Source organism: Roseibium album (assembly GCF_001404515.1).
Taxonomy (GTDB): Bacteria; Pseudomonadota; Alphaproteobacteria; order Rhizobiales; family Stappiaceae; genus Roseibium; species Roseibium album.
This window is the reverse complement of sequence record NZ_CXWE01000003.1, coordinates 18,637-31,555: the sequence shown is the minus strand read 5'-3', so window position 1 is coordinate 31,555 and position 12,919 is coordinate 18,637. Positions and strand designations below refer to the sequence as shown.

General features: G+C 56.2%; 11 protein-coding genes. 5 read left to right on the top strand and 6 right to left on the bottom strand.

Annotated elements, in window-relative coordinates; translation table 11 throughout:
* Positions 1 to 34: 34 nt before the first annotated feature.
* Positions 35 to 1,219, top strand: a complete 1,185-nt coding sequence (locus LA5095_RS09580; RefSeq protein WP_055114419.1) for an NAD(P)/FAD-dependent oxidoreductase — start codon at positions 35 to 37, stop codon at positions 1,217 to 1,219.
* A gap of 102 nt (positions 1,220 to 1,321) precedes the next feature.
* Here the strand turns inward: LA5095_RS09580 and LA5095_RS09575 are convergent, their stop codons facing one another.
* The 6 genes from LA5095_RS09575 to secA form a co-directional block, all read right to left on the bottom strand.
* Positions 1,322 to 2,119, bottom strand: a complete 798-nt coding sequence (locus LA5095_RS09575) for an alpha/beta fold hydrolase (RefSeq protein ID WP_055114417.1) — start codon at positions 2,117 to 2,119, stop codon at positions 1,322 to 1,324.
* Between the two features lie 75 nt (positions 2,120 to 2,194).
* On the bottom strand, positions 2,195 to 3,376 hold the full coding sequence (locus tag LA5095_RS09570) for an adenylate/guanylate cyclase domain-containing protein (protein ID WP_208992633.1): 1,182 nt from the start codon (positions 3,374 to 3,376) through the stop codon (positions 2,195 to 2,197).
* A gap of 66 nt (positions 3,377 to 3,442) precedes the next feature.
* Positions 3,443 to 4,948, bottom strand: coding sequence for a glycosyltransferase family 39 protein (locus tag LA5095_RS09565; RefSeq protein ID WP_055114414.1), 1,506 nt, complete (start codon positions 4,946 to 4,948; stop codon positions 3,443 to 3,445).
* A gap of 40 nt (positions 4,949 to 4,988) precedes the next feature.
* The gene (locus tag LA5095_RS09560; RefSeq protein ID WP_055115494.1) at positions 4,989 to 5,420 is read right to left on the bottom strand and encodes a GtrA family protein; all 432 of its coding nucleotides are present in this window, start codon (positions 5,418 to 5,420) and stop codon (positions 4,989 to 4,991) included.
* Positions 5,398 to 6,441 (bottom strand): glycosyltransferase family 2 protein, encoded by a 1,044-nt coding sequence (locus LA5095_RS09555; RefSeq protein ID WP_055114412.1) that lies wholly within the window; start codon positions 6,439 to 6,441, stop codon positions 5,398 to 5,400. The genes LA5095_RS09560 and LA5095_RS09555 overlap by 23 nt, the downstream gene beginning before the upstream one ends.
* 406 nt (positions 6,442 to 6,847) lie before the next feature.
* Positions 6,848 to 9,622 (bottom strand): preprotein translocase subunit SecA, encoded by a 2,775-nt coding sequence (gene secA / locus LA5095_RS09545; RefSeq protein WP_055114408.1) that lies wholly within the window; start codon positions 9,620 to 9,622, stop codon positions 6,848 to 6,850.
* A 267-nt stretch (positions 9,623 to 9,889) separates the two neighbouring features.
* Here secA and LA5095_RS09540 point away from each other — a divergent pair, with 267 nt between their 5' ends.
* From LA5095_RS09540 to LA5095_RS09525, 4 genes are all read left to right on the top strand, one after another.
* On the top strand, positions 9,890 to 10,753 hold the full coding sequence (locus LA5095_RS09540) for a peptidylprolyl isomerase (RefSeq protein ID WP_055114406.1): 864 nt from the start codon (positions 9,890 to 9,892) through the stop codon (positions 10,751 to 10,753).
* A 150-nt stretch (positions 10,754 to 10,903) separates the two neighbouring features.
* A complete protein-coding gene (argJ, locus tag LA5095_RS09535; RefSeq protein WP_055114404.1) occupies positions 10,904 to 12,145 on the top strand; it encodes a bifunctional glutamate N-acetyltransferase/amino-acid acetyltransferase ArgJ in 1,242 nt (413 codons plus the stop codon).
* Between the two features lie 83 nt (positions 12,146 to 12,228).
* On the top strand, positions 12,229 to 12,630 hold the full coding sequence (locus LA5095_RS09530; RefSeq protein ID WP_055114402.1) for a (deoxy)nucleoside triphosphate pyrophosphohydrolase: 402 nt from the start codon (positions 12,229 to 12,231) through the stop codon (positions 12,628 to 12,630).
* Between the two features lie 55 nt (positions 12,631 to 12,685).
* On the top strand, positions 12,686 to 12,889 hold the full coding sequence (locus LA5095_RS09525) for a Flp family type IVb pilin (protein ID WP_055114400.1): 204 nt from the start codon (positions 12,686 to 12,688) through the stop codon (positions 12,887 to 12,889).
* Positions 12,890 to 12,919 lie beyond the last annotated feature (30 nt).

The window sequence follows — 12,919 nt, the reverse complement described above, 5'->3', positions numbered from 1 at the left end:
GACGGAAGACTTAGCGTGAAGAAGGCGAAACGGAATGCAGGAAGAAATCGTCATCATTGGTGCCGGGCAAGCTGGCGCCCAGCTTGCCCATTCGCTCCGGCAGGGCGGATTTGAAGGCCCCTTGCGCCTGATTGGTGACGAGCCGCATCCGCCGTATCAAAGACCGCCTCTTTCGAAAAAATACCTTTCGGGAGATGTGGGCGCGGAAGGCCTCTGGCTGCGCCCTCCGGCATTTTTCGAAACCAACCAGATCGACCATATTCCGAATACAAAGGCCGTCTCCATCGATCGCGCTGCAAAAAGAGTGCATCTGGAAAACGGCGACACGCTTGCCTATGGCAAGCTTGTGCTTGCAACGGGCACGAACGCGCGCACATTGCCGCTTAAGGGTGCCGACAAGACCGGTGTTGTAACCCTGAGGTCGATTGCCGACGTCGACGCAATTCGCGATGGTTTGAGCTCAAGCAGCGGAATAGCGATCATCGGTGCCGGCTATATCGGTCTAGAGGTTGCCGCGGTCGCGAAGGCAATGGGCAAGTCTGTCAGCGTGATCGAGGCGCAGGACCGGCCGATGAAACGTGTCGTCAGCCAGGCGGTTTCGGACTACTTCACCCGATTGCATCGAGACAAGGGTATCGACCTGCGTCTAGAAACGGGCATAGAGTCGATCGAAGGTGATGAGACCGTCACCGGTGTGAAACTCAGCAATGGTGACGTCATAAGTGCCGAATTGGTTCTGATTGCCGTTGGCGCGGAACCCAACGATCATCTGGCGGCCGAAACCGGTCTTGAAGTCGACAACGGTGTTCTCGTGGATGGTTCAGGGCAGACCAGCGACCCGAATATCTACGCTGTCGGTGATTGCACCCGCTTCTATTCGAACCGCTATCAGCGATCCGTGCGCATGGAAAGTGTCCAGAACGCGATCGACCAGGCGAAAGCCGCTGCACAGTCATTGCTCGGTGAGGATATCGACTATGATCCGGTGCCGTGGTTCTGGTCCGATCAATACGACATCAAGCTGCAGATTGCAGGTCTTTCAGAAGGGTATGACGAGACGATCGTCGTCGGGTCACCGGCGGATCACAAGTTCTATGTGGCCTATCTGAACAAACGGAAACTCATCGCCGTCGACAGCATCAACTTCCCCCGCTCGCACATGCTCGCCCGCCGGGTGATCGGTGAAACCTGGCGTGAGGGTTTGCTGCCGGACGCATAGATCAGGTTCAGGCCCTGCGATGACGCCCCGGGCTGGCGCGCTTGCGTTCGAACATGGCGACTGGTTGCAAGTTTGAGGACGAGACCTACCGTGTGACCTTCTTCAGTTCACTCCGGCGTTCTGCAGGATGAGCCTGGTAACTTCCTTCGGGATTTCGAGGTGCGGCATGTGGCCGACACGTTCGAAAATATGCGTTGCGACGATGCCGGGGAGCTTGTGTGCCTGGCGGGTCGGCAGAACCCTGTCCTGGGTTCCCCAGATCACCTTGATGGGTATCTTGAGGGCAGCAAGTTCGTCCCGCGGCAAGGTCTTTTGCACCGTGCCGTCGATAATTTCTTCCACGATGGCTTCCAGTGTCGCCGTTGCACCGGGTCTGGCGCGGCTGTCTGCCGCGGTCTTTGCGAGAAACTTCGGGAGCCTGAATTCCCAACCGAAAAACTGCTCGAGCAGAACCTCCATGCCTTCGACGTCGCTCGTTGTCGCATAGCGGCGCAACAGGCGGTGATTGATTTCGGGACCGAAGCCACCTGGAGCCAAAAGCGTCAGGCTGGCCACCCGTTCCGGATCATTCAGGGCAACCAGAGCCGCGACCGCACCTCCCATGGAATGGCCGACCAGATGGACTTTGGCCAAAGCCAGGTGTTCGAGTGACTGCGCAACCGCTTTGGCAGCGATACCTGCATTGCCGATCCTGGGCCAGTCGAGGGCTTGGCCATGTCCAGGCAGATCGAATGCCAGGGACCGGACTTTTGACGACAGGGCAGTCTGCGTATTCTGCCAGGTTTGCCTGTCTCCACCAAAACCGTGGAGCAGGATGACCGGTGCGTTCTCGCCCGGGTCAACCGTGTTCTGATCATGAAATGGAAGATGGTTCGGGAAATCGGGACGAAGATCGGTCATGGTCTCGGTAAATTGGCAAGCCAGAAGTGAGGCGGCAGAAGCGTTGCGGGGTGACGTTGTTTGGATTGGCGGCAATTATTCAAGCGCGAACAAGGGTTGTGGGTCCGTAAAGCCGCTAAGGTCAAATGATCCGACAGGACGGACTCTCGACCTGCTGTGCCTGGCGATGTCCTCCGTTACAAGGACATCCGATCCCGCTGTTTTTGTAAGGCTTTCTATTCGGGCTGCCGCGTGTACGGTTTGACCGATTACCGAAAATGTCAGCCGGCTGGGAACACCAATGTTGCCGAACATGACCGAACCGACCGAAAGCGCGACACCCACCTTCATTGGCAGGACCCCTGAAGCATCATCATTGATGATCTTGAGCCGCCTGCGGGTCTCATCTGCCGCGCTGATTGCATTGGAGACGGCCGCCTCAAGGCTTTGCTCGTCGAGTGGAAAAACACCGAGCACTGCATCGCCAATAAAATCAAGGACTTCACCATTGTTGTCCAGCACCGAGCCGGCCGTTGCCTCGAAATAGGTATTCAGCCAGTTCAGGTAGGCATCCGGACCAAGGGCTTCTGCGATCGCCGTGGATTTTCTCATGTCGCAGAAATAGATCACCGCATCGACATTTTCACCGTCACCATGCCTGATCTGGCCATTCAGTACCTTGTTACCCGCGTTCTTGCCCAGATAGGTTATCGCGATCGTTTTGCTGATCTGGCTTTCGATAGTCGCACGGGCCGCCAGCGCCAGGCGTTTTTGAATGTATTCAATGGCCGACAGGGCGTCATCTGAAAAGCCGTTTTCGTCACAGGTCGCCCAGCTGACGATGATACCGCTGGTCGGATAATCATCGTTTGTTACAGGCAAGGCGAACTGGGTGGGTAGCACCAGATAGTCCGTATAACCGGCATTGCTCAGGCGGGTCAGCAGCGGAAATTCCTGAGGGGCGTTTGAACTGGTGAGGCGGCGCCTGAACCTGGGCTCCTGATTGACCAGAACCGCACGAACCGGACTGTTGAGCCAGTCATCGGTCTCCTCGTCAGAGTGGGAAATCAGTTCGTGCTGGAGTTCGCTGCCGCTTTCCCAGACGACGACTTCGGCTTCTATCAGGGGATGCAATGTCGACCATGCCATCATCGCGCGATCGATCGGGACTTCACATTTGCGAAGCCGTTCGCACATTTCCGCAAACATTTTTGCCATGTCGGGCGATCCAAGTGCCTGGCCAATGAGCCAGTCCTCGATGTCGTCGATTTTCGCCATGCTGATCATGCGGTCAAGTTAATGTCCTTTTGTCGAGGTTTCCAGACGGACAGTTCCATCAGGGCACTAGTTTGCAGGTTCTTCGGCGACTTTTCCCGGAGGAATGATCAGCCAGTTGACGGTGACGTCTGGGATATCGCCTCCTGCCCGGAAGGGGAAGGTTCTGCTGCCTTGCCGCGCGGCATCCGGGTAATAGGCAAGAAGTTCGTTAAGCGGTGCTTCCCGATCGCCGCGCCAGACAATCATGAGGCCTTTGTTCTGCACGTCCTTGATGTCGATCCAGGGACTTAGTCTGCGGTCGTGCAGATAAAACATCGATGGACGTCCAGGTGCATGCAGCGTGACATTTGCTGCCGACCACATGTCACCGGCAACATAGGCAATGTCCGTGCCCATTTCGGTCTTCCAGATGCTCGCAAGTTCGTTTGCGACGACCCCGGCCGGATAATGAATGCGAGTCTGCTTCTTTTTCCAGTAAGGCTCCAGCTGCCCCTGTCCGAAAATGACGATCAAAAAGATTGCCTGGATCGTCACCGCTCCGATCAGGGCACGCCCGGGGAAAGGCCACATGTCAGGAAGCGCGGCATATCGAACTGCAACGACGCCGGAAAGCACGAACATCGGCGTACCCCACATGTGTTCGAATTCATTTCCGGTGATTGCGGAGGCGATAACAACAACAGTCAGCGGGACGAAGGCGAACCAGAGCAGAAAACGGTCACCGGGTGCTGCCAGCAACACCTCCGACTTGCGGCGCTGCAAGCGATAGTTCTTGAGACCGCGCCAACCAAGCCCGGCAAGGATCACCAGAAACAGCCCGGCGTGATTGCCTACCTGTGCAAACAGGAAATTCAACGGATTGAGGACACGATCCAGAAAGGATTCCGCCGGCTTGCTGCGGCTGGCCGCGTATTGAAGCGTCAGGAAATCGGTTTCCAGCAGCCAAAGGATATGAGGAACGAGCAGAAGGGCGCAAACCAGCGCGCAAAGCCAGGGACCGGCAGTGAAAATGAGGCGCCGCGCATCTGAAAACACAAGCCCATAAAGCCCAATGGTGCCAATGAGCAGGACAACGAAATACTTCGTGTAGAGCCCGATGGCGGCAAGCGCACCCAGCAGTAGCCAGTCGGTGAGCCTGCTGTTCGCCTGGGCACGCAGGAAAAGCAGAATCATGCCGCTCCAGACGGGGATCTGCAGGATGTTCGGATTGAACTCCGGCATGGGCAGGGTGAAATAGAATGTCACGCTGGTGAGCACGATCGCCCAGAATGCCTGCCAGGTAGACAGTCCGAGATGAAGGCTGATTTTCCAGATAAAAAGATATCCCAAGGCAAGGGACATGGCGCTGAGCCAATAGCCGCCGAAATAGTGCCCTGCGGTCAGGCGGTAAGTGGCCTCAAGCAACCAGGCCTGCAATGGCGGGTGCTTTGTGTATCCCAATTGCAGCTCGCGGCCCCAGGCAAAGCCTTCAACAACATCAAGTGGCGGACCGGGAAATGCCAGTGTCGGTACAAGCGCATAAAGCAGGCAGAGGCATGACGCATAAACAAGAGCGGCGCGCAATGCGGTCATTCGGCGTTACCTCGTGCAGTCGCTTGTAAAAATGTCCAAGTCAGAATTTCGCCGAAGGATGAGCGAAAGCCCAGAGCCTTGCACCAACGAACGAAAATGCCGGAACAATCAAGATCGCGAGCCAGAGGCCGTAGAGTTCCGGCCACGAGGTGAAGGTCAACCACAGGGTCAGGATGGTAGAGTTGAGTGCGAAGCCGGCAATGGAGACAACCAGAAACCTCGTCATGCTTTTCAATGCGGTTCCGGTCTGGCGCAGGTGACTGAAACTCCAGAAATAATGTCCGCTGAAGGAAACTGCGAATGCTGTCAGGAAGCCGCACACATTCGAAGGAACAACCGATAGAATTCCAGCCTCGAAAAGGGTCGACGCGACAATGGCATGCGTCAGGGTGGCTATGACGCCAATAACGGCAAATTTCCCGACGGCAGCGCTTTCCGCCTTGAGCTTTTCAAGATTTACTTTGGCCAGCATCGGCATCCTTGCTCGCTTTGTCGCACTCTTGAGGCTCACCTTCGATGACGTCCTGCAGGATGTAAACCGGACGTTGTTTGGCCTCGTTGAAGAGACGCGCGATATATTCGCCGATCATTCCGATCGATAACAGCTGGACGCCGGAAAAAAACAAAAGGGCGACCATCAAGGATGCGTAACCTGGCAGATCCACGCCGAATATCGACGTGCGAATCGTCAGGACAATGGCGTAGGTAAACGCAGCAAAGGATATTGCCGCACCACCGTAAAACCACACCCGCAAGGGCAGTGTCGTAAAGCCGGTCAACCCGTCCAGCGCAAAGTTCCAGAGTTTCCAATAGTCGAATTTTCCACTTCCGGCCCTGCGTGGCGGGCGCTCATAAGGTATTGCCATCGCCGGAAATCCGACCCAGGCAAACAACCCCTTCATGAAGCGATTTCGTTCCGGCAACTCAAGCAGCGCGTTGACAACCGTTCGGTCGATCAGGCGAAAGTCACCCGCATTGGCCGGCATGTCGATGTTCGCAAGCTTGTTGAACAGCTTGTAGAACATGTTGGCCGTCGAACGCTTCATCAGCGAATCCGACGACCTGTCCACTCTAAGGCCATAGATGACGTCATAACCGGCGCGCCATCCGTCAAGCATCTGCAGAATGAGTTCCGGTGGATCCTGCAGATCGGCATCCATGATGACGGCGATGTCTCCAGACACCGCTTCGAGACCGGCCGACAACGCTGCCTCCTTGCCGAAGTTGCGCGAGAGGCCAAGCAGTTTTCCAGGAAGGCCTGTTTTGAGTTTTTCGGAAAGAATGTCGGCGGTCTTGTCCCGGCTTCCGTCGTCGATGAAAACATATTCGAAAGCCAGGCCGGTTTTTTCAAGGACCGGCAATGTCGCGTCCAGAAAATGCTCGATGACGTCCTCTTCATTGAAGACAGGAACAATCACACTGAGCATTGGCTCTGCAGGGCGAGCAGTTTCCCGGCGGGAGACGTAGATTTTCGAAGCAGCCGTCTTGTTCATGAAAGTTTCAGGCCTGAATTGCGGCAACGGGAGTTGCCGCAACCTGCCGCAATTTCGGCAAAAAGGCCAGCCCAAGCTTTGTTTGTTGCACAAGCCCCTGATCTGCGTTTGCGAGTTGAAATCCGTGCCGGCGCCTTCCTTTCATTCTGCTGCGCCTTGCCAGGAATTTCCCTTTGCGAATTTGCCCTTTCGACGGTGTCCCTGACTGCGCCGTTCAAGTTGAATTTTCCCGGATCCTCGCCTTCGGCTTCTGACACCGGCTGAAACGCAAAATCGCTGTACCCCGCACTTTTCGGGTCCATCTGGATCCGCATTTTCAAATATTGCCTGTCGATCGCGTGACGCAAAAAAGGGCTGCACCTATCAGGTACAGCCCCTATGGAGACTTCGGAACTATTAGCGGGCGTCAGACGAGCGCACCGTGGCAATGCTTGTATTTTTTGCCCGATCCGCAGGGGCAGGCTTCGTTCCGCCCAACCTTGCCCCAGGTAGAGGGATCTTCAGGATCGCGTTCGGTTACCGCGACCGGCCTCAACTGGGCGTCGGCAATTGCCATCTCGTCTTCGCCGGTGAGCGGGTCGATGTGATGGGCGTGCATTTCCGGTTCAGCCGGCATCTGTGGCGGCTGTTCCGTGACCAGTTCGACGCGCAGCAGCTGTGCGGTCGTCATCTGACGCAGCTGTGCCAGCATGGATTCGAACAAGGTGAAGGCTTCGGTCTTGTATTCCTGAAGCGGATCGCGCTGGGCGTATCCGCGGAATCCGACAACCGATCGCAGGTGGTCCAGATTGGCAAGGTGTTCGCGCCACAGGTTGTCGAGGGTCTGCAGCAGGATCGCCTTTTCAACCTGGCGCATGATGTCCGGCGTGTACTTGGCAACCTTCTGCGCCATGGCCTCGTCAGCGGTGCGGCGCAGGCGGTCCTTAACCTCTTCCTCGGCAATACCTTCTTCGGCTGCCCAGTCTTTTACCGGAAGGTCCTGGTTCAGGTATTTCTTGACTTCTTCCTGCAGGCCTTCGGTGTCCCACTGTTCCGGGTATGCCTTTTCGGGAATGTGGGCTGCGACAAGGCCGTCGATGACGTCGTGACGCATGTCGGTGACGGCATCCTGGATCGCTTCACTGTCCATAAGTTCAATACGCTGGTCGAACACCACCTTGCGCTGGTCATTCATCACGTCGTCGAACTTCAGGAGGTTCTTGCGGATGTCGAAGTTTCGGGCTTCGACCTTCTGCTGGGCCTTCTCAAGCGCCTTGTTGATCCACGGATGGATAATTGCCTCGCCTTCCTCCAGTCCGAGTTTCTGGAGCATGGAATCCATGCGCTCGGACCCGAAGATGCGCATCAGGTCGTCCTGAAGCGAGAGGAAGAACTTGGAATGACCCGGATCGCCCTGACGGCCCGACCGGCCGCGCAGCTGATTGTCGATACGGCGGCTTTCGTGCCGCTCCGTGCCGATTACGTAGAGGCCGCCCGCTGCCAGCGCCTTTTCCTTGAGGCGCTCGACTTCCGCACGGATTTCGGTTTCTTTGGATGTGCGATCATCGCCCTCGGGCATGTCGCCGAGTTCCATGGCAATCTGCATGTCGGCATTGCCACCGAGCTGAATGTCGGTGCCGCGGCCGGCCATGTTGGTTGCAATCGTAACGGCGCCGGGCAAGCCGGCCTGCGCAACGATGAAGGCTTCCTGTTCGTGGTAACGGGCATTCAGGACTGCAAATACCTTCGACTTGCCGTCGTCTTTTTTCTGTGCGGCCGCAAAAGCGGCCGGATCGCTCAGGTCGATCTGCTTGTAACCGTGCTTCTTCAGCATTTCAGCCAGAAGTTCTGATTTTTCGATCGATGTCGTTCCGACAAGGATCGGCTGGCCCCGAACCTTGCAGTCATCGATCAGCTTCACGATCGCATTGAATTTTTCCTGGAAAGTCCTGTAGACCTCGTCGTCATCGTCCACGCGCGTGACTGGCAGGTTGGTCGGGATCTCCACAACTTCGAGCTTGTAGATATCGGCAAATTCGTCGGCTTCCGTCGACGCCGTGCCAGTCATTCCGGCAAGTTTGTCATACATGCGGAAATAGTTCTGGAACGTGATCGACGCGAGTGTCTGGTTCTCCGGTTGAATGCGAACCTTCTCGCGTGCCTCCAGTGCCTGGTGCAGGCCTTCGGAGAAACGGCGACCCGGCATCATGCGGCCAGTAAACTCGTCGATGATGACCACTTCATCGTTGCGGACAATGTAATCCTTGTCGCGCTGGAACAGCTTGTGCGCCTTCAGAGCTTGCTGAAGGTGATGGACGATCGAGACGTTTTCAACATCATAAAGAGAGTCGCCCTTGAGGAGTTCCGCTTCTGCCAGCAAACTCTCGAGTTTCTCGTTGCCCGCTTCGGTGAAGGTTGCCGAGCGCTGCTTTTCATCCAGCTCGTAGTCTTCTTCCGTCAAGCTGGGAATGAAGGCATCCACCGTGTTGTAGAATTCTGACCTGTCTTCGAGCGGGCCGGAAATGATCAGTGGTGTCCGGGCTTCGTCGACCAGGATCGAGTCGACCTCATCGACGATGGCAAAGGAGTGATCCCGCTGCACCATTGACGCCCGGTCGTGCTTCATGTTGTCGCGCAGGTAGTCGAAACCGAATTCGTTGTTGGTTCCGTAGGTCACGTCGGCGTCATAGGCGGCGCGGCGTTCCTCGTCGGAGAGGCCGTGCGTGATGCAGCCGACGGTCAGGCCAAGGAACCTGTAGACCTGGCCCATCCATTCGCTGTCGCGCTGTGCGAGGTAGTCGTTCACCGTAACGACATGAACGCCGTTACCGGTGAGCGCGTTCAGATAAACCGGCGCCGTGGCAACGAGGGTTTTGCCCTCACCCGTGCGCATTTCCGAGATCTGACCGGAATTCAGCACCATACCGCCGATCAATTGCACGTCATAATGACGCTGCCCGAGCGCTCGCTGCGCGGCTTCGCGGACAGTCGCAAAGGCCGGAACCAGAATGTCTTCCATGCTCGCGCCGTTTTTCAACTGGTCGCGAAACGCATCGGTCCGTGCCCTCAGGGCCTCGTCCGACAATGCCTGGACTTCCGGTTCGAGGGCATTGATCTGATCGACCGTTGCCCGAAATGTCTTGATCTTCCGGTCGTTTGCCGAACCGAAAAGCTTACGTGCTAAAGCGCCAAGGCCAGCCATGTGGCGGTCCTTCCCTACCAGGCGGCACCAACTGGCAATTTGGCGCCCACCCATGAAATCGTCTCAATTGCTGTCCACGTTGCCGCCAAGCGCAACGCGCTGGCCGGTGAACGCGGCCGAAAAGATGCTATCCCAGCCTGAAAGCAGGGACGCCCGACAGATAAGAGGGGGCTCTATGCTTGTCAACGCCGCTGGAATAGGCAAAGTACCCGCGCCCTCCGGATTGAGGGGACGAAAGTTACTATTCCTATACGTAAAGGACTTCTCATGTTCCGAATTTCGATGCGCAGGCCGGTTCAGGCTGTTGCCGTTTCCCTTCTGGCCATGACGCTCGGATCCGCCTCACTCAGTGCCGCCGAGCCTGGAGATGTGGTTGCAAGAGTGGGGGATGCGGAAATAACGGAAGCCGATATTGCATTTGCCGCACAAGACCTTGGCCAGCAATTGCAACGTTTCCCGCCGAACCAGTGGAGGGCAATCCTTCTCGACGTCGTCGTCGACATGGAGCTTCTCGCGCAGGCTGCGCGGCAGGATGGCCTTGATCAGGATCCCGACTTCAAGAATCAGCTGGAGTTCCTGGAACTGCAGGCCCTGCGCAATGCCTATATCTCCCAGAAGATCGACAGCCTCATCACCGACGAGGCTCTCAAGGCTGCCTATGAGGCAGAATTCAAGGATTTCGAGGGGCCTGAAGAGGTCAATGCGCGTCACATTCTGGTGAGCGACAAGGCGGAAGCCGAAGCGCTGATCAAGGAACTTGACGGTGGCGCCGATTTTGTTGAACTCGCCAAGGAAAAATCAACCGGGCCATCAGGTCCCAACGGAGGCGACCTCGGCTATTTCGGCAAAGGGCAAATGGTCAAGCCGTTCGAGGACGTGGTCTTTACCCTGGAACCCGGCGAATACACAAAAGAGCCGGTCGAAACGCAATTCGGGTGGCATGTTATCAAGCTTGAAAACAAGCGCCGCCAGGAAAAACCGGCGTTCGAAACTGTTGCAGGTGACTTGCGTCAGCGTCTTATCCGCGAACAGTACGAAGCCAAGATGGCTGAACTCAAGGATGCCATTGCGGTTGAAGTTCTCGATGATTCATTGGAACTTCCAAGCAAGCAGGGTGAGAAAGCCGAATAGTGCTTCCGATGGAGTGCCTTGGACCCGGCGGATGTTTCCGCCGGGTTTTTTGATGGCAGAGCTTCTGTATTGCATGTCCGAAAAAACTTGCGCTTGCCAATGGTGCTCTCTAATCACAGCGGAAAAGTACAATTCATCAGGACAGCTGTCATGTCGACGACCGTTTCGCCACTTGCGCCAAAATCCTATCCCGACATGCCTGAGATTCAGGGCGTGCAATTCGCAACAGCCGCAGCCGGTCTCAAATATGCGGACCGAACCGATGTTTTGCTCGCAACCCTTGCTGCAGGAACGACCGTTGCGGGTGTGTTCACAAAGTCCAGATGCACTTCAGCGCCTGTAGACTGGTGCAGGGATCGGCTCGATGGCGGAAACGCATGCGCCCTTCTTGTGAATTCCGGGAATGCGAATGCCTTTACCGGAAAGAAAGGCAAGGCGGCTGTGGAGCTTTCGGCCGATATTGTATCCCGGGCTTTGGACTGTCCGACAGACGGGATATTTCTTGCGTCGACCGGCGTGATAGGAGAGCCGCTTCCGGCAGAAAAATTCGCGCATGTGGTGGATGACCTGACGTTTGGGCAAGATGGCCAGGCCTGGCTTGACGCAGCCAAGGCCATCATGACGACCGATACCTACCCCAAACTGGCCACTAGCAGTATCGACCTGGATGGCGAAACCGTCACCATCAACGGGATTGCCAAGGGGGCAGGAATGATTGCTCCCGACATGGCGACCATGCTGTCCTTCATCTTTACCGATGCGGCAATTTCGAACAACGTACTGCAGGACATTCTGAGTGTTGAAACCGGCAGCAGTTTCAATGCGATAACGGTCGACAGCGACACCTCCACATCGGATACGGTTCTGTTGTTCGCAACTGGCAGCGCGCGCGGGCGTGGCGTTGAGCCGGTCTCGTCGCTGGATGATCCCAGGACCGAAGTGCTGCGTGCAGCGCTTCGCGACGTCATGCAGGACCTTGCTCACCAGATCGTGCGTGATGGTGAAGGCGCGCGGAAGTTCGTTGAAATCAGCGTCGAACGCGCCGAAAGCGATGAATCAGCCAGAAAGATAGCCCTCTCAATCGCCAATTCGCCGCTCGTCAAAACCGCCGTCGCAGGTGAAGACGCTAACTGGGGACGAATTGTCATGGCTGTCGGCAAGGCCGGAGAACCGGCTGACCGGGACCGGCTTGCCATCTGGTTCGGCGACGTGCGGGTTGCCGTGGAGGGTGAGCGGGATCCGGATTACAGCGAAGATGCCGCGTCAGCCGTCATGAAAGAAGAAAACATCATCATTCGCGTGGACCTTGGACTTGGAGATGGCCATTCGACTGTCTGGACGTGTGACCTGACAAAGGAATACGTCGCGATCAATGGCGATTACCGCAGCTGATTGAAAATAGGTATTTGTTACAGCGCAATGGCGAAGATGATTAACAAGCCCTTTTCCGCCGGTTCGAAACTGGAACGAATTTAATGACAAAAATAGTGCTTGTTGCAGCCTGCGCGCTTGTCGACGTGGATGGGCGGATATTGCTGGCGCAGCGTCCTGAAGGCAAATCCATGGCCGGATTGTGGGAATTTCCCGGTGGCAAGGTCGAAGCGGGTGAGCGGCCTGAAGAAACGCTGATTCGGGAACTTGGTGAAGAACTCGGTATCGAGGTTAACGAAGCGTGTTTGGCACCTCTGACATTCGCAAGTCACACTTATGAAGATTTTCATTTGCTCATGCCACTTTACATTAGCCGCAGATGGGATGGAGTTCCTCAGGGTAAGGAAAACCAGTCTCTGAAGTGGGTACGCGCAGTCAGATTGAGAGACTATCCGATGCCGGCGGCAGACGAACCTCTCATTCCGCACCTGATCGACGCGGTTTAAGGCAGCAAGGCAAAGTCCCAGTCGGGCGGGAGTGATTGAATTGGAAAATTATTTGATGAGAAAGAATTCAGTCAAAAAACTGGCGACCCGGTTCTTGGCTGACGAGAGCGGGGCTACCTCGATCGAATATGGAATGATTGTCGCGCTTCTGGGGACGATTTTCATTCTCGGTCTGGGGCCGATCGGAACAACGATGCGCGATGATGTTTTCGGCACCATTGCAACGACGCTGAACAATTCGACAAAAACGACGCCGTAGTCGGTGCCCGGTATTATCAATCAGTATTTT

Excerpts from the sequence above, each read along its gene's own strand:
- LA5095_RS09580 (WP_055114419.1), top strand. The coding sequence starts at position 35 with ATGCAGGAAGAAATCGTCATCATTGGTGCCGGGCAAGCTGGCGCCCAG.
- LA5095_RS09575 (WP_055114417.1), bottom strand. The coding sequence starts at position 2,119 with ATGACCGATCTTCGTCCCGATTTCCCGAACCATCTTCCATTTCATGAT.
- LA5095_RS09570 (WP_208992633.1), bottom strand. The coding sequence starts at position 3,376 with ATGGCGAAAATCGACGACATCGAGGACTGGCTCATTGGCCAGGCACTT.
- LA5095_RS09565 (WP_055114414.1), bottom strand. The coding sequence starts at position 4,948 with ATGACCGCATTGCGCGCCGCTCTTGTTTATGCGTCATGCCTCTGCCTG.
- LA5095_RS09560 (WP_055115494.1), bottom strand. The coding sequence starts at position 5,420 with ATGCTGGCCAAAGTAAATCTTGAAAAGCTCAAGGCGGAAAGCGCTGCC.
- LA5095_RS09555 (WP_055114412.1), bottom strand. The coding sequence starts at position 6,441 with ATGAACAAGACGGCTGCTTCGAAAATCTACGTCTCCCGCCGGGAAACT.
- secA (WP_055114408.1), bottom strand. The coding sequence starts at position 9,622 with ATGGCTGGCCTTGGCGCTTTAGCACGTAAGCTTTTCGGTTCGGCAAAC.
- LA5095_RS09540 (WP_055114406.1), top strand. The coding sequence starts at position 9,890 with ATGTTCCGAATTTCGATGCGCAGGCCGGTTCAGGCTGTTGCCGTTTCC.
- argJ (WP_055114404.1), top strand. The coding sequence starts at position 10,904 with ATGTCGACGACCGTTTCGCCACTTGCGCCAAAATCCTATCCCGACATG.
- LA5095_RS09530 (WP_055114402.1), top strand. The coding sequence starts at position 12,229 with ATGACAAAAATAGTGCTTGTTGCAGCCTGCGCGCTTGTCGACGTGGAT.
- LA5095_RS09525 (WP_055114400.1), top strand. The coding sequence starts at position 12,686 with ATGAGAAAGAATTCAGTCAAAAAACTGGCGACCCGGTTCTTGGCTGAC.